The sequence below is a fragment of the Amycolatopsis sp. MEPSY49 genome (genome assembly GCF_051337345.1).
Lineage (GTDB): Bacteria > Actinomycetota > Actinomycetes > Mycobacteriales > Pseudonocardiaceae > Amycolatopsis.
In genome coordinates, this window is sequence record NZ_JBDLYJ010000003.1 from 890,338 (window position 1) to 908,806 (window position 18,469).

18 protein-coding genes are annotated in these 18,469 nt (G+C 70.4%); 15 read left to right on the plus strand and 3 right to left on the minus strand.

Features of this window, described 5'->3' with window-relative positions:
* Positions 1 to 9: 9 nt before the first annotated feature.
* From ABFJ78_RS18555 to ABFJ78_RS18565, 3 genes are read right to left on the minus strand one after another with little or no spacing between them, the layout of a single operon-like run.
* On the minus strand, positions 10 to 1,008 hold the full coding sequence (locus ABFJ78_RS18555; RefSeq protein ID WP_436387582.1) for an acyl-CoA dehydrogenase family protein: 999 nt from the start codon (positions 1,006 to 1,008) through the stop codon (positions 10 to 12).
* The gene (locus ABFJ78_RS18560) at positions 1,005 to 2,138 is read right to left on the minus strand and encodes an acyl-CoA dehydrogenase family protein (RefSeq protein WP_436387583.1); all 1,134 of its coding nucleotides are present in this window, start codon (positions 2,136 to 2,138) and stop codon (positions 1,005 to 1,007) included. The genes ABFJ78_RS18555 and ABFJ78_RS18560 overlap by 4 nt, the downstream gene beginning before the upstream one ends.
* Positions 2,135 to 2,869 carry an enoyl-CoA hydratase gene (locus ABFJ78_RS18565; RefSeq protein WP_436387584.1) on the minus strand — a complete coding sequence of 245 codons (735 nt, stop codon included), beginning with the start codon at positions 2,867 to 2,869 and terminating at the stop codon, positions 2,135 to 2,137. The genes ABFJ78_RS18560 and ABFJ78_RS18565 overlap by 4 nt, the downstream gene beginning before the upstream one ends.
* 250 nt (positions 2,870 to 3,119) lie before the next feature.
* Between ABFJ78_RS18565 and ABFJ78_RS18570 the strand changes: the two genes are divergently transcribed.
* The 15 genes from ABFJ78_RS18570 to ABFJ78_RS18640 all read left to right on the plus strand — a co-directional run bounded on the left by ABFJ78_RS18570 (position 3,120) and on the right by ABFJ78_RS18640 (position 18,444).
* On the plus strand, positions 3,120 to 4,037 hold the full coding sequence (locus tag ABFJ78_RS18570; protein WP_436387585.1) for an SDR family NAD(P)-dependent oxidoreductase: 918 nt from the start codon (positions 3,120 to 3,122) through the stop codon (positions 4,035 to 4,037).
* Positions 4,038 to 4,046: 9 nt separating this feature from the next.
* The gene (locus tag ABFJ78_RS18575; protein ID WP_436387586.1) at positions 4,047 to 4,919 is read left to right on the plus strand and encodes a MaoC/PaaZ C-terminal domain-containing protein; all 873 of its coding nucleotides are present in this window, start codon (positions 4,047 to 4,049) and stop codon (positions 4,917 to 4,919) included.
* Positions 4,919 to 5,713 carry an enoyl-CoA hydratase/isomerase family protein gene (locus ABFJ78_RS18580; RefSeq protein ID WP_436387587.1) on the plus strand — a complete coding sequence of 265 codons (795 nt, stop codon included), beginning with the start codon at positions 4,919 to 4,921 and terminating at the stop codon, positions 5,711 to 5,713. Before ABFJ78_RS18575 ends, ABFJ78_RS18580 begins: the two co-directional genes overlap by 1 nt.
* Before the next feature lie 7 nt (positions 5,714 to 5,720).
* The gene (locus tag ABFJ78_RS18585; RefSeq protein ID WP_436387588.1) at positions 5,721 to 6,512 is read left to right on the plus strand and encodes an enoyl-CoA hydratase-related protein; all 792 of its coding nucleotides are present in this window, start codon (positions 5,721 to 5,723) and stop codon (positions 6,510 to 6,512) included.
* A complete protein-coding gene (locus tag ABFJ78_RS18590) occupies positions 6,509 to 7,720 on the plus strand; it encodes a CaiB/BaiF CoA transferase family protein (protein WP_436387589.1) in 1,212 nt (403 codons plus the stop codon). Before ABFJ78_RS18585 ends, ABFJ78_RS18590 begins: the two co-directional genes overlap by 4 nt.
* The gene (locus tag ABFJ78_RS18595; RefSeq protein WP_436387590.1) at positions 7,717 to 9,099 is read left to right on the plus strand and encodes an OB-fold domain-containing protein; all 1,383 of its coding nucleotides are present in this window, start codon (positions 7,717 to 7,719) and stop codon (positions 9,097 to 9,099) included. Before ABFJ78_RS18590 ends, ABFJ78_RS18595 begins: the two co-directional genes overlap by 4 nt.
* Entirely contained in the window at positions 9,096 to 10,283 is a 1,188-nt protein-coding gene (locus ABFJ78_RS18600) for an acetyl-CoA acetyltransferase (protein ID WP_436387591.1), read from the plus strand. The genes ABFJ78_RS18595 and ABFJ78_RS18600 overlap by 4 nt, the downstream gene beginning before the upstream one ends.
* Before the next feature lie 32 nt (positions 10,284 to 10,315).
* A complete protein-coding gene (locus ABFJ78_RS18605) occupies positions 10,316 to 11,290 on the plus strand; it encodes a hypothetical protein (RefSeq protein ID WP_436387592.1) in 975 nt (324 codons plus the stop codon).
* Positions 11,291 to 11,512: 222 nt separating this feature from the next.
* Complete coding sequence (locus ABFJ78_RS18610) at positions 11,513 to 12,355, plus strand: ABC transporter ATP-binding protein (protein ID WP_436387593.1); 843 nt, start codon at positions 11,513 to 11,515, stop codon at positions 12,353 to 12,355.
* Positions 12,352 to 13,179 (plus strand): ABC transporter permease, encoded by an 828-nt coding sequence (locus ABFJ78_RS18615; protein WP_436387594.1) that lies wholly within the window; start codon positions 12,352 to 12,354, stop codon positions 13,177 to 13,179. The genes ABFJ78_RS18610 and ABFJ78_RS18615 overlap by 4 nt, the downstream gene beginning before the upstream one ends.
* A gap of 25 nt (positions 13,180 to 13,204) precedes the next feature.
* Positions 13,205 to 14,230, plus strand: a complete 1,026-nt coding sequence (locus ABFJ78_RS18620; RefSeq protein WP_436387595.1) for an ABC transporter substrate-binding protein — start codon at positions 13,205 to 13,207, stop codon at positions 14,228 to 14,230.
* Between the two features lie 40 nt (positions 14,231 to 14,270).
* On the plus strand, positions 14,271 to 15,611 hold the full coding sequence (locus ABFJ78_RS18625) for a CapA family protein (protein ID WP_436387596.1): 1,341 nt from the start codon (positions 14,271 to 14,273) through the stop codon (positions 15,609 to 15,611).
* 36 nt (positions 15,612 to 15,647) lie between these two features.
* A complete protein-coding gene (locus ABFJ78_RS18630) occupies positions 15,648 to 16,949 on the plus strand; it encodes an MFS transporter (protein ID WP_436387597.1) in 1,302 nt (433 codons plus the stop codon).
* A complete protein-coding gene (locus tag ABFJ78_RS18635; protein ID WP_436387598.1) occupies positions 16,946 to 17,869 on the plus strand; it encodes a hypothetical protein in 924 nt (307 codons plus the stop codon). Before ABFJ78_RS18630 ends, ABFJ78_RS18635 begins: the two co-directional genes overlap by 4 nt.
* Positions 17,869 to 18,444, plus strand: a complete 576-nt coding sequence (locus ABFJ78_RS18640) for a cysteine hydrolase family protein (RefSeq protein WP_436387599.1) — start codon at positions 17,869 to 17,871, stop codon at positions 18,442 to 18,444. Before ABFJ78_RS18635 ends, ABFJ78_RS18640 begins: the two co-directional genes overlap by 1 nt.
* Positions 18,445 to 18,469 lie beyond the last annotated feature (25 nt).

Below are 18,469 nucleotides of genomic sequence, written 5' to 3' on the forward strand. Positions count from 1 at the left end.
TTTCTCCGATCAGAGAGTTGAGGAGTGGGCGGCGAGCGCGGCCCACAGGTCGCCGTCGTAGCCGGTCTGCACGAGCCGGGCGAGCCCGCCCGACCACTCGGTGGCCGACCCGAATTCGTCGCGCCAGGCCCAGAGGCGGGTGGTGAAGTGGTGCAGCGGGTGTTCCTCCGTGACGCCGATGGCGCCGTGCAGCTGGTGCGCGGCGCGGGCTACCCGGGTGGCGCTGGTGGCGGCGTGGATCTTGGCCGCCGCCACGGCGACCGCGGCGGGGGTGTCCGGGGCGGTGCCCGCGCCCGGGAGCAGGCCGGCGGCGAGGCCGACGGCGCTTTCGACCGCGGCCACATCCACCAGCATGCGGGCCAGCGTGTGCCGGACGACCTGATGCGCCGCGAGGGGTTTGCCGAACTGCTCCCGGGCCAGTACGTGCTCGCGGGTGAGCCGCAGGCAGGAACGCAGCGCGCCGAGCAACCGGCAACTGCTCCCGAACGCGCCGAGCAGGCGGATGTCCTCCCGCACCCTGGCGTCCAGCGACCGGGCCTCGTCGGTCTTCACGGTCACGATGCCCCGCGGCTCACCGGCGAGGTTGTGCACGGGCTCGCCGGAGCACGGGGGCAGGCGCGTGAATGCCGTCCCCCCGCCCGGCGCCGCACCCACCACCCAGATCTCGTCGGCCACGGGGGCCCACGCGACGTCGACCTCGGGTTCGCCATGGGAGTCGGCCACCGTGACCACTCCGCCGGGAACGGGCTCTCCGGTGAGGACGGCCAGGTGCGCGACCGGGAACAGTGTTTCGGCCAGCGGCACGCTCAGCCCGGCCTCGGCGGCCTTCACCGTCACGGTGACGGCATCAGTGAGTTCGCCGCCGGATCCGCCGAGGTGCTCGGGTATCCCGACCCGGGTCAGTCCGGTCTCGGTGAGCGCCGCCCAGGCGGAGCCTTCGATGCCGGTGCCGGCGTGTTCGCCGTGGCGGCCGAAGATCTGGTCCAGCAACGCGTCCAGGTCGCTCATGAGAGTCCCTCCGCCCGGGCGATGATGTCGCGCATGATTTCGCTGGCGCCGCCGCGCAGCGTGAACCCGGGTGAGTGTGTCTGCGCCTGAGTGAACAGTTCCGCGAGATCCGGGGCCGGGTGCTGCGAGAGCCATTCCCGTGCGACGTCGAGGGTGTCCTGCTCGAACGCCGTCCCCAGGTCCTTGACCACTGCCGCGGCGACGCCGGGGGCCTCGTTGTCGCCGAGGTGCTTGCCGACTCGCGCCGACATCGATCGCAGTACCACCAGCTGCGCCACCAGGTGTCCGAAATCCGGTTCCGCTGCGCCGTCGCGGGCCATCGCGGACAGCAGCGGGAAGGTCGACAGGAAGCGCTCGGGGCCGCTGCGCTCGAACCCCAGTTCGCCGAGTACCTGCTTCCAGCCGCTGCCGGGCGTGCCCAGCACCCGGTCGGAGGGTACGAACACGTCGTCGAAGAACACTTCACAGAAGTGCTCGCGACCGTCGAGTGTCCTGATCGGACGGACGGTGACACCGGGTTGCGCGAGGTCGACGATCATCTGGGTGAGCGCTGTGGAGGCCTTCTCGCCGCGATCTCCGGTGCGCACCAGGGTGAGCAGGTGATGGGAGTGCTGGGCGTGGCTGGTCCAGATCTTGGAGCCGGTGACCGTCCAGCCGTCTCGGGCGGGGACGGCGCGGGTGCGTACCGAGCTGAGGTCCGAACCGGACTCCGGTTCGCTCATGCCGATGCTGAAGTACAGCTCGCCGCGGGACATGCGCGGCAGGAAGAATTCGCGCTGCTGCGCGGATCCGTGCCGCAGCAGCGACGGGCCGATCTGCCGGTCGGCGAACCAGTGCGCGGCCACCGGTGCACCCGCCGCGAGCAGCTCCTCGATCACCGCGAAGCGCATCGACGGCGAGGTGTCGCGGCCGCCGTACCGGCGCGGCCAGGTCATGCCGATCCAGCCGCGGCGGCCCAGCTCCCGGGAGAACTCGGGCGAGTGGCCGGACATCCAGCTGTCGCACGATGTCGCCATGAGCCCGGAGTGCTTGGCCTCGGCGAGGAATCCGCGTATCGCGGCGCGTTCGCGGGTGATCTCGCCGGGCTCCGCGCCGAGGGGTTCGCCGAACAGTTCCAACGTCGCGCTCATCGGTGGGCCGCCAACCGCTCGCGGTACTCGGGCCGGTCGACGCTGGCCAGCTGGCGGCGCAACTCGACCTCGCTCGCCTCGGCGTGCTCGGCCAAGGACGGCGTGGTTCGCAGCGTGTCCTTGATCTCGCGCACCAGCAGCCGCGGTGCCGCCGCGACCGGACGGCAGAAGGCCACGGCTTCGGTCAACAGTTCGTCATCCGCCACGCAGGACCACGCGAGGCCCACCTGCACGGCGCGCGGGCCGTCCACGGCGTGGCCGAACAGTGTCATCGCGGCGGCTGCCTGCGTGCCGGCCGCGCGGTCGAGCAGCCAGGTGTGGCCACCACCGGGGTGCACGGGAATGCCGACGAAGCGCGGGTCGAACACGGCCGAGGCGCCCGCGATGCGGACGTCGCAGGCGAGCGCGAGGTTGAACCCCGCGCCCACGGCCGGGCCGTTCACCGCGGCGACGGTCGGCAGCGGCAGGGCTCGCACCCGCAGGAACGCCGAGTAGACGCGACGCAGCACTTGCTCGTCGGCGCGGCGCAGCGCGTCGCGGTCGGCGCCTGAGCAGAAGGCGGGACCTTCGCCGGTCAGGACGACCGCGCCGACCTCGGGATCGGCCTCGACCTGCGTGATGACGTCGCCGAGCTCGTCGGCCAGTTCGAGGGAGACGGCGTTTCGGCGGCGGGGGTCGGTGAGGGTGATGACGGCGACCCCGTCGTCGTGGTCGTACCGGACGAGTGGCATCAGGCGCTCCTTCGCGTCTTGCGCTTCAGGTCAATCTGGCGCAAGATTAGCCTAATGCGACGGAGCGTGGGAGGTTCGATGGCGAGCACCGAGACGACCTGCCGGGGAATCGGTGGTTCCTCTCCGGTGGACGGTCGGCCACCCTCCCCGCGCGCGTCGACCTTCCCCCGTGTGACCCCGAGGGACGGTCGCGCGCCCAGATCCCCTTGCCGAAGCAACATCCCCTGCACGAGTGAAAACGGAGGCGTCCATGACTGAACGCGAGACCGAGGGCCGAGTGGCCGTGGTGACCGGCGCCGGACGCGGCATCGGGCGAGCGATCGCGTTCGCGCTCGCGGCCGAGGGCTGGGCGGTCGTGGCCAACGACCTGGGCGCCGGTCCGGCCGGCGGCGGAACGGACGCGGGGCCGGCCGAGGAAGTCGCGGGCAAGATCCGCGCCGAGGGCGGCCGCGCGCTGGCCAGCACCGCCGACATCACCGACTCGGCCGCGGCCGCGGAGCTGGTGCGTTCGGCCGTGACGGAATTCGGCCGGCTCGACGGCGTGGTCAACTGCGCGGGCATCCTGCGCGACACGATCTTCCACAAGATGGCCGAAGAGGACTGGGACTCCGTCCTCACCGTCCACCTGAAAGGCAGCTTCAACGTCAGCCGGGCCGCGGCCGAGGTGTTCCGCAACCAGTCCTCGGGCGCGTTCGTGCACATGACCTCGACCGCCGGCCTGATCGGCAACCTCGCGCAAGCCAACTACTCCGCGGCGAAGTCGGGCATCGTCGGCCTGTCCCGGTCGATCGCGCTGGACATGGCGCGCTACCACGTGCGGTCCAACGCGATCGCTCCGTTCGCGTGGAGCAGGCTGATCGACACGCTCCCGGAGAACACGCCGGAGGAGAAGGCCCGCGTCGCCCGCATGAAGCGGATGACGCCGGAGCAGATCGCCCCGCTGGTCGTCTACCTGCTCGGTGACGACGCCGGCGAGGTCAGCGGGCAAGTCTTCGTGGTCCGTGGCAACGAGGTCATGCTGATGAGCCAGCCACGGCCGCTGCGCACGATGGCCCGCAACGACGGCTGGACCCCGCAGCTGCTGGCGGACCACTTCGGTCCGGCGGTGCGGTCCAGCCTCGTCCCGCTCGAGACCTCTCCGCAGGTCTTCTCCTACGACCCGGTGTGAGGTGACCCGATGACGATCGACGCGGCGGAGCTGCTCAGCTGGCGGTTTCCGGTCACCGAGCACATTTTCACGGAGAAGGACGCGATGCTCTACGCCCTGGGTGTGGGGCTCGGCGAGGATCCGGTTGACGAGATCGAGCTCCCCTTCGTCTACGAGCGCGAGCTGGCGGTGCTGCCCACGCTGGCGGCGGTGCTCGGGCACCCCGGCCCGTGGTACTCCGATCCCGCCACCGGCATCGACTGGGTGCACGTGGTCCACGGCGAACAGGAACTGCGGCTGCACGCTCCGCTGGTGCCCGGTGTCGTCCTGCGCTGCGAAACGGCGGTGACCGACGTCGAGGACAAGGGTGCGGGCCGCGGCGCGCTGGTGCGCTGGCGACGACGGCTGGTGGCCGTGGCCGACCGTTCGCCGGTGGCCACGGCCGACAGCACCTTGTTCTGCCGCAACGACGGCGGATTCGGCGGCGAACGCCGCCCGAAAGCCGCCGTGCCCGCCTGGCCGTCGACACCGCCGACGGCCGTGACCGAGCAGGACATCTCGCCCCGCGCGGCATTGATCTACCGGCTCAGCGGCGACTTCAACCCGGTGCACGCCGACCCGAAGGTGGCCGCGCAGGCCGGCTTCGAACGGCCCATCCTGCACGGGCTGTGCACCTACGCGCTGGCCACCTGGGCGGTGCTCAAGGAACTGGCCGGCGGCGACGTCTCGGCGCTGGAGTCGGTGCGCGTGCGGTTCAAAGCCCCGGTGCTGCCGGGCCAGCGGCTGCGCACGCAGATGTGGCGCGACGGCGGGCGTGTGCTGTTCCGCAGCAGCACCACCGACACCGGTCAGGTCGTGCTCGACGGCGGCGAACTGCGGCTGCGCGCGGACAAGGTCGCGTGATGGCCGAACACGACAAGGACATCGGCTACGCGGTCGAGGACGGCGTCGCGACGATCACCCTCAATCGCCCGCACACCCTCAACGCGCTCACCACCGACATGGCCACCCGGCTGCTGCCGGACCTGTGCCGCGAGGCAACGGAGGACGACCGCGTCAAGGTCGTCGTCGTCACCGGGGCGGGCCGCGGCTTCTGCTCCGGCGCCGACGTCGGCGAGCGCATCCCGGCCGTGATCAAGGCCGTGGACAGCGCGACCTTGGAGCGGCCGGTGGGTGCGTTCGTCGAGGCGGTGTGGTCGATCCCGAAGCCGGTGATCGCGGCGGTCAACGGGGTCGCCGCGGGCGGCGGCATGTCGATCGCTTGCGCAGCGGACTTCCGGTTCCTCGCCGAGTCCGCACGCTTCGCACCGTCGTTCGTGCGCCGCGGCCTGATGCCCGACAGCGGCCTGACCTACCTGCTGCCGAAGCTGATCTCCCGGTCACTCGCCCTGCGGCTGATGATGACCGGCGAGACCGTCTCCTCGGCGCAGGCCAAGGAATACGGCCTCGCGGACGAGGTCGTGCCCGACACCGAACTGACAGCCGCCGTGCGGGATTTCGCGGCGCAGCTCACGCGCGGGCCCGCGGTGGCGTTGTCGTTCACCAAACGCGCTGTGCAGCGCTCCGACGAGCAGACCCTGCAGGCGCAACTGGCCTTCGAGAGCTGGGGCCAGGGCATCTGCTTCAAAACCCAGGACTTCGCCGAGGGCATCAACGCCTTCGCGGAGAAACGAGAACCTCGGTTCGAGGGACGGTAGGAGACCGATGACCTACACCGACATCGTGGTCGGGACCGCCGACGGGATCGCCACGATCACCATCAACCGGCCCGAGGTGCTCAACGCCCTTCGGTCGCAGACCGTACGGGAGCTGACCGACGCGTTCCTACGGGCCGACGACGACCCTTCGGTCGGCGTCGTCGTGCTCACCGGCGCGGGGGAGCGGGCGTTCAGCGTCGGCGGCGACCAGAAGGAACTGGTGTCGCAACTGGACGCCCAAGGCTGGCGAGTCGCCGCCCGCGAGCTGCGGGACCTGTTCGCCGCCATGCGCGGCATCGGCAAGCCGATCATCGCCGCGGTGCGCGGCTACGCGATCGGCGGCGGCCACGAGCTGCACTGCTTCGCCGACCTGACCATCGCCGACGAGAACGCCCGCTTCGGGCAGGTGGGCGCGAAGGTCGGCGGCGCGCCGATCTACATCACGCGGCTGCTGCCGAAACTGGTCGGGGAGAAGAAGGCCCGCGAAATCATGTTCCTGTGCGAGCAGTACTCCGCGCAGGAGGCGCTCGACATGGGCCTGATCAACCGGATCGCGCCGGCCGGCACCCTCGACGACGCGGTCGCGAGGATGGCGGCCGATCTGCTCGCCAAGAGCCCCACGGTCATCCGCACGCTCAAGAAGGCGGTGAGCGCCGAGAACGTACTGGGTGACGACGTGATCCCGATGATCGTCGAAAGTCTCACGTCGTTCTTCGGCTCCCCCGAGCAGCGTGAGGCAACAACGGCGTTCGCCGAGAAACGCCAGCCCGACTTCGCACCGTTCCGGAGCGGATCATGAGCGACCAGTACCCCGTCCCCGGGCCCCTCAACGGCGTCAAGGTCATCGCGTTCGAACACGCGTGGGCCGCCCCGTACGGGACGATGATGCTCGCCGACATGGGCGCCGATGTCGTGAAGATCGAGCCGCCGGGTCTCGGTGACCACGTCCGGGCCTGGACCCGCAATGACCTGGGTGGCCAGAGCCCGCACTTCCTCGCGGTCAACCGCAACAAGCGGTCGCTGGTGCTGGACCTGAAGAACCCGGCGGGTGTGGAGACCGCGCGCACGCTGATCGCGGAGGCCGACGCGCTGGTCGAGAACTTCTCGCCGGGCACCATGGCGAAGCTGGGCTTGGACTACGAGACGGTCCGCGCGATCAACCCGGAGCTGGTCTACTGCTCGGTGAGCGGGTTCGGTGAGACCGGTCCGTACTCGCACCGCCGCGCCTACGACCTGCTCATCCAAGCCGAGGGCGGCATCCTGTCGGTGACCGGCGCGGACGAGCACACCCCCGCCAAGGTCGGCACCGCCGTGGTCGACATCCTCACCGCGATGGTGGCCGCGTTCTCGGTCGCCTCGGCAGTGCGCGGCAAGGAAGCGCACGGCGCCGGCCGCTACATCGACGTGTCCATGCTGGATGTGACGGCATCGGTGATGGCGTTCAACATCTTCAGCTACGGCATCTCCGGCGTGATGCCCAAACCGATCGGCACCGCGCACCCGCTGCTGGCCCCGTACGAGGTCTACGAGACCGGGACTCACCCGGTCGCGATCGCGATTCTCACCGAGGCGCACTGGGCCACGTTCTGCACCCTGATCGGGAAACCGGAGCTGTGCGCGCAGGACGAGTTCGCGACGGCGCCGCAACGCGTGGCCAACCGCGAACTGCTCAACGAGCGGCTGCGGCCGGTCTTCGCCGAGTGGGACGGCACCAAGCTCGTCGACACCCTCGCCGAGGCCGGACTGGCCTGCGCCAACGTCAACGACGTCGCCGCGATCCTGCGCCACCCGCAGCTGGCCGAACGCGGGTTCTTCACCGACTGGCAGGTCGCCGGGCAACAGCTCAAGGCGCCCGGCGCGCCGTGGCGGATGACCGACGCACCCCAGCCCGAGGACCGGCTGCCCGCTCAGGCACCCGGGATGCACGCGGAGTCCGTGCTGCGGGACTGGGCGGGCGCCGACGACGAGGCCATCGGCAAACTTCGAGCGGACGGAGCACTGGGATGACCCCGCGCACCACCGCCGTCGCCCTCCGCGCGGGAGCGAGCTACGTCCCGCGCTACCGGCTGACCGGCGAAGAGATCGAGCGCACCCACAACCGCACGGGCGGTCGCGGCGCCCGCAGCCTGGCCGGCCCGGACGAGGACGCGCTGACGCTGGCCGTCGAGGCCGCCCGGCGACTTCCTGCCGGCGCTCTCGACGGGGTGCGAACCGTGCTGTTCTGCTCGACCAGCGCGCCGTATCTGGTCAAGAACAACGCGAGCGCCGCCGCGGCCGCACTCGGCCTGGCACCCGACGTGCTCGCCGTCGACGCGGGCGGTTCGCTTCGCTCGGCCGTCGGCGCGCTGCTGGGAGCCGCTCCGGGCACGCTGATCCTGGCCGGAGAAGTCAGCACCTCCCGACCTGGCGCACCCCAGGAGCTCACGCACGGCGACGCGGGGGTGGCCCTGGTCGTCGGCGAGACCGGCGACGCGCGCGCCACGGTGACGGCCGCGGCCAACGTGACCGACGAAATCCAGGACCATTGGCGCGATCCTGCCCGGCCGTGGGTGAGCCAGTCCGAGGACCGCTTCCCCGTCGAGCGCTACCTCACGCTGCTGGACGCCGCGGCCGACGGGTTCGCCGACGCCGACCACGTCGTGATCAGCGCGGCCTCGTCCCGGGTCGCGAAAGCGGCCGGAAAGAAGCTGGGCCGCCGGGGCAAGGTGGGTGCGTTCGCGACCGCCGGTTACACCGGTTCGGCCGACCTGCTGGTGCAGTTGTGCGGCGCGCTCGCGGAGTGCGCGGCGGGGCAGACGGTGCTCGCGGCCACGCTGTCCGACGGCGCCGACGTCCTGCGGATCGAGGCCGGCGACGGCACGGGAGAGGCGTTCGTGCACGGCGCGACCGGAGCCACGGCCGTTCCGACCTACTTGCAGGCGCTCACATGGCGCGGCCTGCTGGAACGTGAACCGCCGCGCCGCCCCGAGCCCCGGGTGGTGAGCGCACCGGCGGCGCTGCGCGGCGCGGGCTGGAAGTACTCGCTGCTCGCTTCGGTGTGTGCCGCGTGCGGGTTCGTTTCCACCCCGCCGCAACAGGTTTGCCTGCACTGCGGCTCGACCGAGCACGGTGAGCCCGTGGACATGACGCGGCGCCCGGCCGCGATCCGCACGTTCAGCGTCGACCGGCTCGCTTATTCGCTCAACCCCCCCATGGTCGCCGCGGTCGTCGGGTTCGAGGGCGGCGGGCGGCTCGAGGTCGAGCTGACCGACACCGACCTCGCCGCGCTGCGCGTCGGCGCGCCGGTGCGGATGACCTTCCGCCGCCGGCATTCCAGCGGCGGTGTGCACAACTACGTCTGGAAGGCCACGGTGCCCGGCGGCACCGGGGGAGGAGGCACCGCATGAGCAGCCACGGCATCCGCGACAAGGTCGCGATCATCGGCATGGGCTGTACCCGCTTCGGTGAATTGTGGGACCGCAGCACCGCCGACCTGCTGGTGGAAGCGTCCGAGGACAGCGTGAAGAGCGCCGGCGTCACGCTCGAGGACGTCGACGCGTTCTGGCTGGGCACCATGGACTCCGGTTACAGCGGCCTCACGCTCTCCACCGCCCTCAAGACCCGCGGCAAACCCGTCACGCGAGTGGAGAACATGTGCGCCACCGGGTCGGAAGCGCTGCGCGGCGCGGTCTACGCGGTCGCCTCGGGCGCGGTCGACATGGCGATGGCGATCGGCGTGGAAAAGCTGAAGGACTCCGGGTTCTCCGGGCTGGTGCGCAACGACCCACCGGACGACGGCACCCCCACCGAGACCACCGCACCCGCCGCGTTCTCCTACCTGGCGCCCGCCTACCAGGACACCTACGGCCTCGACGAGCAGACGATGCGCGACACGCTGAGCCACATCGCGGTGAAGAACCACGCGAACGGCTCGCGCAACGAGCGGGCGCAATTCCGCAGCCCGGTCACGGCCGAGGCCGTGTCGTGCTCACCGCTGGTGGCGGGCATGCTCGGCATCTTCGACTGCTCGGGCGTCGCCGACGGCGCGGCCGCGGCGATCGTGGTGCGGGCCGAGGACGCGCACAAGTACACCGACAAACCGATGTACGTGAAAGCTCTGTCCATCGTGGCCGGCAACGGCACGGCGATCCTCGACGACGAAGCGTCGTTCGCCTCCATCCCGGAGGTCGCCGCGAGCGCGCAGGAGGCCTACCGGCAGGCCGGCATCGTCGACCCGCGCCGCGAGCTTTCGCTGGCCGAGGTGCACGACTGCTTCACCCCGACCGAGCTGGTGCTGATGGAGGACCTCGGGTTCTCCGAACGTGGCCAGGGCTACCGCGACGTGCTCGCCGGAGCGTTCGACGCCGAGGGCGATCTGCCGGTGAACATCGACGGTGGCCTGAAGTCCTTCGGCCACCCCGTCGGGGCCACCGGGCTGCGGATGGCGTTCGAGTGCTGGCTGCAGTTCCGCGGCGAGGCCGGCGAGCGGCAGCTGCCCGGTCCCACCCTCGGCCTGACCCACAACCTCGGCGGCCGACCCGGCCGCTGCGTGTCCTTCGTCGGCGTCTTCGGTTCCGAGAAGTCCGCCTGACCCCGAGATTTGCCAACCCGAAAGGAAGCAGTATGGCCATCCTGGAACCCGCCGAGCTGACCAAGGAGCTGGAGGGCACCTACTACAGCCCCAAGATGCAGTGGTGGTGCGCCCACACCGACCTCGTCGACGACGAGGGCAACGAGACCGCCCTGTACTTCTGGCCCGCCCTCGGCTCCCTCGACGAGGCCTGGATCTGCTCCTTGCACACCAAGGACGAGATCATCGACCTGACCGAGCTGTACCAGCCGCTCGGGACGTTCAAGACCGCACGCTCCGGGGTGGACGTGCAGTTCGGCTCGCAGTACATCCGCGGCAGCTACCCGGACTACGAGATCCACGTCGAAGGCACGCACGACGGGCAGCCGGTGTCGCTGACCGTGCGGATGACCGCCGACATCGCCTCCTACGAGGCTCTGCCGAAGCTGCGCGGCATCACCTGGCACTACGTTCCCCGCTTCACCGTGACCGGCGAGCTGACCCTGCGCGGAAAGACCACAAAGGTCGGCGGCGCGGGTTATCTCGAGCGACGCCGTGGCCGGTTCTGGTCGCCCGGCATCGACCGCGGCCTGTGGGAGAGCGTGGTCAAGCCCGGCCCCGATCCCTCGTTCGCGATTCCGCTGTTCTACAAGGTGTGGAAGAAGGACGGCAGCATCCAGCTGCAGACCCTCACCTTCACCGTGGACGGTGAGTCCATGGTGGACTTCGGGGAGGTCGACGTCGACATCCAGGAGACCGCGAAACTGCCCGGTTTCGAGGACATCGACCACCCGATGCGCTACCGGCTCACCGCCGAGGGCGACGGGGGGAAAGCGTCCATCGACGTCGTGCGCAGCCCGCACCGGCTGAAGCTGCGCAACTACTTCGACGACCCGGACCCGCGCGCGGAGTGGGCGGGGATCTACGGCGCCGGGCACGCCTCCGGTGAGATCACCTACCGAGGTGAGACCTACCGGGTGGACGGGCCCAGCTACGGCAGCGCGCTCTACTTCACCGAGAAGAGCTGACACCGGCGACTGGCCGGCCGTCCCGCGGACCTCTCACCCGTGTGGCGGCCGGCTTTTTTCGTGTCCGCACAAGCACTTCCGCGTCGAGGTGCAGTCGCCTGAGCACGGCCGGTGAGCTGGGCGGATTGTGTTGACGTGACCGGGAGCACGTGCTTCTATTAGGTCAATCATGCGCCCAATGAACCGGATAGCCTGAACCGGATCACTCAGAGAGGAGTGACGGTGCTTCCTTCCGCCTCAGAAGCCACAGATACCGAACCCGCGGGTATCACGGGCACCGCACCACACAGCACGGCCGGAGCCGGCGTCGTCGCCGAGGGCGTGCGGGTCGACTTCCCCAGCCCTGACGGCTCGACCCTGCGCGTGCTCGACGGGGTCACGGTGACCGTCCCACCCGGACAGTTCGTCTCCCTGCTCGGCCCCAGCGGCTGCGGCAAATCCACGTTCCTCAACGCCGTCGCCGGTCTCGTCCCGACCTCGGGCGGCACCATCACCGTCGGCGGACAGCAGCTGGACGGGCTCAACCGCCACGCCGGCTACATGTTCCAGGAGGACACCCTCCTGCCGTGGACCAGCGCACTGGACAACGTCCTGCTGCCGATGCGTGCCGCCGGTAAGCCCGACGTTGCCGAAGCCGAGCGCCTGCTGGAGCTGGTGGGCCTGTCCGGCTTCTCCCGTCGCCGCCCCGGCGAGCTGTCGGGTGGCATGCGCAAGCGCGTCCAGTTCGCGCGCCTGCTCGCCCAGGACCCCGATCTCATCCTCATGGACGAACCTTTCGGCGCTCTCGACGCCCTGACCAAGATCGTGATGCAGCAAGAACTGCTGCGGGTCTGGGACCTCGCGCCCCGCACTGTGTTGTTCGTGACCCACGACCCGGGCGAGGCGATCCTGCTCAGCGACCGGATCCTGGTGTTCGGCTCCCGCCCTGGCCGCATCGTGTTCGACGAGCAGGTCGGTATCGACCGCCCGCGCGGCGACCTCTCGCAGGTCATGAAGCGCCCGGACTACCGGGAGCTCTACGACGTGCTGCTGCACCGCCTGATGTCGCCGGAGGACCTGCGATGAGCGCCGTCGCCACCAGGACTTCCGACGCCGCTACGCGTCCCCGTCTGCGTCCCGTGAGGGCGTCGCTGCGGCTGTTCGGGCTGCGTCTCCTGCTGCTCGTGGCCGTGCTCGCCCTCTGGCAAGCGGCCGTCGAGCTGGGCCTGGTCGACCCCTTCTTCGTCAGTGAACCGACCGCGATGCTCAAACGCCTCGGCGAACTGCTGGGAACCGGTCAGCTGTACGCCGACATGGCCTTCACACTGCAGAACGTGATCGTCGGCTTCGCGATCAGCGCGGTCGCCGGCATCGCCGGCGCCTGCCTGCTCTACCGGATCCCGTTGCTGCAGAAGGTCGTCGACCCGTTCGTGCTCGCGCTCTACAGCACGCCGCGGCTCGCGCTGGCGCCGCTGTTCACCATCTGGTTCGGCATCGGCGCGGCCAGCAAGATCGCGCTCGTGGTCTCCCTGTCGTTCTTCATCATGCTGCTCAACACCTACGCCGGTCTGTCCACAGTCGACAAGCGGCTGATCAGCCAGGTGCGCATGATGGGCGGCGGCGACTGGTTCGTCTTCCGCAAGGTGAGCCTGCCCGCCTCAGTGCCCTGGCTGCTGTCGGGCACCCGGGTAGGTCTGGGCTTCGCGCTCATCGGCGCCGTCGTCGGCGAGCTGATCATCGCCGAGCACGGCCTGGGCCTGCGCATGGCCCGCGCCTCCGGGCTGTTCGACACCACCGGCGTGTTCGCCTACCTGATCGTCGTCGCGCTGCTCGGGATGATCCTCGACCAGCTCGTCCGGGTGCTGGAACGCACCCTCGCCGGCTGGGGAAACCAGCCTTCCGCTTCCTGATCCTCGCTTTCCGAAAGGAACCACCGTGCAACGGAGCACCGTGCGAAGAGCCGCCGCGATCATCGCGGCCCTGCTCACCCTGACCGGCCTGACCGCGTGCGCGGGCCGCCCCCAATCCGGCGACCCGAAGAACGTCAAGATCGCCGCGATCAACCTGCTCACCTTCAGCCCCGTGTACGTGGCCGACAAGCTCGGCTTCTTCAAGGACGAGGGACTCGACGTCACCATCGTCCCCACCACCAGCGGCGACGCGTCGGTGCAGGCGATGCTCGGCCGCAGCGTCGACGGCGCCACCACCGGGTTCGACACGCCCATCGAGCTCACCGCCAAAGGCCAGGCCGTGCAAAGCCTGGTCGGCATGGAGATGGCCACCATCTACGCCTTCGTCGGCGGCAAGAACTTCCCGGCCGTGCCGGCGGACGACCCGGCGGCGTTCGTGCGGGCGGTGAAAGGCCACAAGTTCGGCGTCGCTTCCTCCGGCTCCACCGGCGACCTGATCGCGCGCGGCCTGTTCACCGAATACGGCCTCGACCCCGAACACGACGTCTCGATCATCGCCGTCGGTACCGGTGCGGCCGCGACCGCCGCGCTGCAGTCCGGCGCCGTCGACGCGCTGATCTCCTACGAGCCCGATCTCACCCGGATCACCGGCTCCGGCGCCGGCAAGGTCGTGTTCGACCTGCGCACCAGCAAGGCCGAGCAGAACTACTCGCAGCTGCCGACCTCGACGCTGCAGGCCACCAGCGCCTGGATCAAGTCCAACCCGGACATCGCCAGGTCGCTGGTGCGCGCCGTCGCCCGCGCGGACACGGTGCTGCGCGAGAAATCCGACACCGCGCTACCGGTGCTGAAAGGCCTGTACCCGGAGCTGTCGCCGCAGCAAATCGAGAGCATCTACTCCGCCTCCCGAAGCCACTTCCGGGCGGAGATCAGCCGGCCGACCTTCGACTCGGCGATGAAGATCTACCGAGGCGCCGGCGTGGAGACCGGGCAGGTCTCCTACGAGCAGGTCGTCGCCACCCAGTTCAGCCAGGACTGGTCCGCGGCCTGAGCGGACCGGTCACCCACCCCGACACGGAGGAAGCTCCACAGTGGACAGCACTATTCTGGTCGCGACCGGGGACTCGATCCTCACCCACCGGATCTCACCGATCGAGAACGAGGACTTCGCCGGCGTCGTGGACCTCGTCCGCGAGGCCGACGTGGCCTTCACCAACCTCGAGATGGTGTTCCCCGGCGCGAACCGGCACCCGGGCGCGACCTACCACGGCACGCACCTGGGCGTGGACCCCGCGCTGCTGGAGGAGTTCACGTGGTTCGGGTTCGACCTCTACGGCATGGCCAACAACCACGCCACCGACTACGGGACCGACGGCCTGGCCGCGTCGCTGGCGAAGCTGCGCGAACGCGGGATGACCTTCGCCGGCGCCGGCCACACCCTGCGAGAGGCCCGGCGACCGGCGTACTTCCAGACCCGCAACGCTCGCGTGGCGCTGGTGTCGGCGGGCTCGAGCAACGCCCGCCTGTCGGTCGCGGCCGACCCGGGGGAGGGCGATCTGGGCCGCCCCGGCATCGCGCCGGTGCGGGTGCAGAAGACCCACCACATCCGGCGGGAGCGGTTCGAGCAGCTGCGGGAGATCCTCGCCGAGACCGGCCAGGACGTCCAGGCCACCGGTACCACCGCCCCCGGGGTGTTCCTGCCCTACCCCGACCGCAACATCTGGGACGGACCGCCGCCGGGCGGGTTCGCCGTGGAGGGTGTCCACTTCGTACCGGATAAGGAGTCTGCGGTGCGCACCACGGCGCTGCAGCGTGACGTGGACGCCCTCGTCGCCTCGGTCGAGGAGGCCCGCCGCCAAGCCGATTTGGTGTTCGTGGCGCTGCACTGCCACGAAGGCGTCGACGGGCGCTGGAACAACGACGTGCCCGCGGAGTTCCTGCGACCGCTGGCCCACGCGCTCGTCGACGCCGGCGCGCACGCCGTGCTCGGCTCCGGCCCGCACCAGCTGCGCGGCATGGAGCTCTACCGCGACCGGCCGATCTGCTATTCGCTGGGTAACTTCCTGTTCTCCCTCGAGACCATCGCCTCGTTCCCGGTCGAGGTCTACGAGCAGGTCGGGATGCCGCCCGGCTCCACCACGGCCGACCTCTACGACCGCATCACCGGCTACGCCACGCACCAGCGGTTCTGGGAGACCGTGGTGCCTCGGTTCGAGTTCTCCGGCTCGGGCGACCTGCTCGCCACGGAACTCGTGCCGGTCACGCTGGGCTTCGGACTGCCGCGCAGCCGCCGGGGCCTGCCCGTCCTCGCCGGCGCGGCCGCCGGACGGGAGATCCTCGCCCGGCTCGACGAGCTGTCCAAGCCGTTCGGCGCCCGGGTCGAGACGGCCACAACCGCGGACGGCGTCCGCGGCCGCCTCGTCGCCGCCTGATCCGCACCCCACCGGCACGCACCCCAGGAGGTCTGCATGACGTCGGCGCACGAACGGCGGGTCGCCCTCGCCAGCCTCATCGGCGGCTCCATCGAGTACTACGAGTTCTTCATCTACGGCCTGTCGGCGTCGCTGGTGTTCGGCAAGCTGTTCTTCCCCTCGGCCGACCCGCTGGCCGGGACCCTGCTGGCGCTGTCCACTTTCGCGGTGGCGTTCCTCGCCCGCCCCGTCGGCGGCTGGCTGTTCGGCCACTTCGGCGACCGCATCGGTCGCCGGGCCGTGCTGATCCTGACCCTGGTCGGCATGGGCGGGGCGACCACCCTGGTCGGCCTGCTGCCCGGCTACGGCGCGATCGGCGTGGCCGCACCGATCCTGCTGGTGGTCTTGCGCCTGGTCCAGGGGTTGTCGGTGGCGGGGGAGACCACAGGCGGGTTCCTGCTCACCTACGAGCACACCGAGCGCGGCGGCCGGCCGGGCCTGTTCACCGGGGCGGTCAGCACCGGGAATGTCGTGGGCCTGCTCCTGGCCAACGGCGCGTTCTTCCTGGTCAACCTGCTGCCCGAGGACCAGTTCCTGCGGTGGGGCTGGCGGCTGCCGTTCCTGTTCAGCGCGGTGCTTGTCGGCGTCGGGCTCTACATCCGCACCAAGCTCGCGGAAAGCCCGGACTTCGCCGCGGTGAAAGCCGCCGGGCGCGTGAGCCGCAACCCCGCGCTGGAGGTCGTGCGGCGGCACCCGCTGCGGTTCCTCGGGGTGGTGCTGGTGACGATCCCGCAGAGCATCTTCTTCTACGTGGCCTCGGTGTTCTCGCTCAGCTACGCACCGAAGGCGGGCGTGGCGGCCTCGACGGTCTCCCTGATCGTGATGGTGATCTGCGCATTGCTGGTCGTCGCGATGCCGTTCTTCGGCTGGCTCGGCGACCGCACCGGGCGACCGCGCGTGATCTTCGGCGCGGGGCTCGTGGTGATGGCGGTCGCGCCGTTCGTGTGGTTCCCGCTGTTCGACACCGGCAATCCGGTGCTGCTGTTCCTCGGGTTCGCGGTCCTGCTGGGTGGTTTCGCCGTCAACTACGGGACGCAGGGCATGTTCTACCCCCAGCTGTTCCCGGCTCACCTGCGCTACAGCGCGATCGGTGTCAGCGTCGCCGTCGGCGGCGTGCTGGGCGGCGCGTTCGCCCCGCTGATCGCGATCTGGCTGCTCGGCACGTCGGGCAGCTGGGTGCCGGTTGCCTGCTACATGACCGGCACGGCAACGATCGCGGCGGTGACCACGCTCCTGCTGCGGCCCCGCACTGCCGACTCCGCCGCCTTCGTGGATGAGTCCGCGGCGGTGCGCTCGTGAGCGTGACCCGAACCGAGCTCCGAGTGGACGTCAGCGCGGCCGTCGGAGCCGAAGCGTCCCTGGCGGTCACGGTCCACCGCAGCGGGTCCGCGGCGGAGGTCTTCGCCTTCGCCGTGCCGGGCGGCGGCTACACCCGCGGCTACTACGACTTGTCCCATCCGGCACTGGACGGGCCGGGGCAAGCCGAGTACCACGCGTCACGCGGATGGGTGTTCGCCGTCTGCGACCCACTCGGCAGCGGCGACAGCACGCCCGTACCCGACGCGCTCGCCGGACTCGACGCGAGCGCGCACGCCGCGCACCTGGCGTGCACGCAGATCCGGGCACAGCTGGGCCTCGGGCCGGCCGTCGGCATCGGGCACTCGCTGGGCGGGATGCAGCTGATCCACCAGCAGAGCCGGTTCGCCACGTTCTCGGCGATCGCCGTGCTGGGCTTCAGCGCGATCCACACCCGGATCCCGACGCCGGACGCGCGGGTACTGGCCCCCGCCGGTGGCCGTTCGGTGGCCGAGGCGTGGGCCGGCGAGCTGAGCGACGACCTCGCGAACCTGCGCTATGCCTACCACTGGGACGATGTGGCACCCGAGCTGGTGGCCGCGGACCTGTCCGCGGGTTTCCCGGTGCGCACCGCCGATCCACTTCCGCCGTGGATCAGCCGCACGTTCCCGCCCTATGCGGCCGACTGTCTGGCTCCGGGTGTGGTGGCCGAGCAAGCCGCATCGATCGACGTACCGGTCTTCGTCGGCGCCGGCGAACGTGACGTCCTGGCCGACGCCCGCGCCGAGGCGGCCGCCTACCCGGCCAGCCGTGACATCACGATCGCCGAAATCCCCCGTTGTGCCCACATGCACAACTTCTCGCCCCGGCGTGGCCGACTGTGGCAGCGGCTGCACGCGTGGGCCGAATCCTTGGAGGACTGATGCCTGACCGCACCGCTCTGCTCCTGATGGACCTGCAGCCCCTCACCGTCCCGGCCTTCGGCGGAGACGACGCGCTCCTGACCCGCCTGGCCGGAGCCGCGGCCGCGGCCCGCGCGGCCGGCGTCGACGTGATCCACATCCGCATCGCCTTCCGTCCCGGCTACCCGGACGTCGCGGCGGGCAACAAGATCTTCTCCGCCGTGACCGGCATGATGGACATGACCGAGTCCAATCCGGACACAGACGTGCATCCGGGGCTGGCTCCCGATCCGGCTGACTTCGTGGTGACCAAGCGCCGGGTGAGCGCGTTCTCCGGCAGCGATCTGGAGCTGTTGCTGCGTTCTCGTGACGTCGGCACGCTGGTGCTGGCGGGGGTTTCCACGTCCGGTGTGGTCCTGTCGACACTGCGCCAGGCCGCCGATCTGGACTATCGGTTGGTGGTTCTGTCCGACGGTTGCGATGACCACGACTCCCACGTGCACGAGGTGCTGGTGGGATCGGTGTTCCCGGCACACGCGGAGATCGCGACCACGGAGGAGTGGGTCGCTGGGCTGGGCTCGGACCGGCACGGATGACAGGTGCTCCCTCGCCGAACGGAAG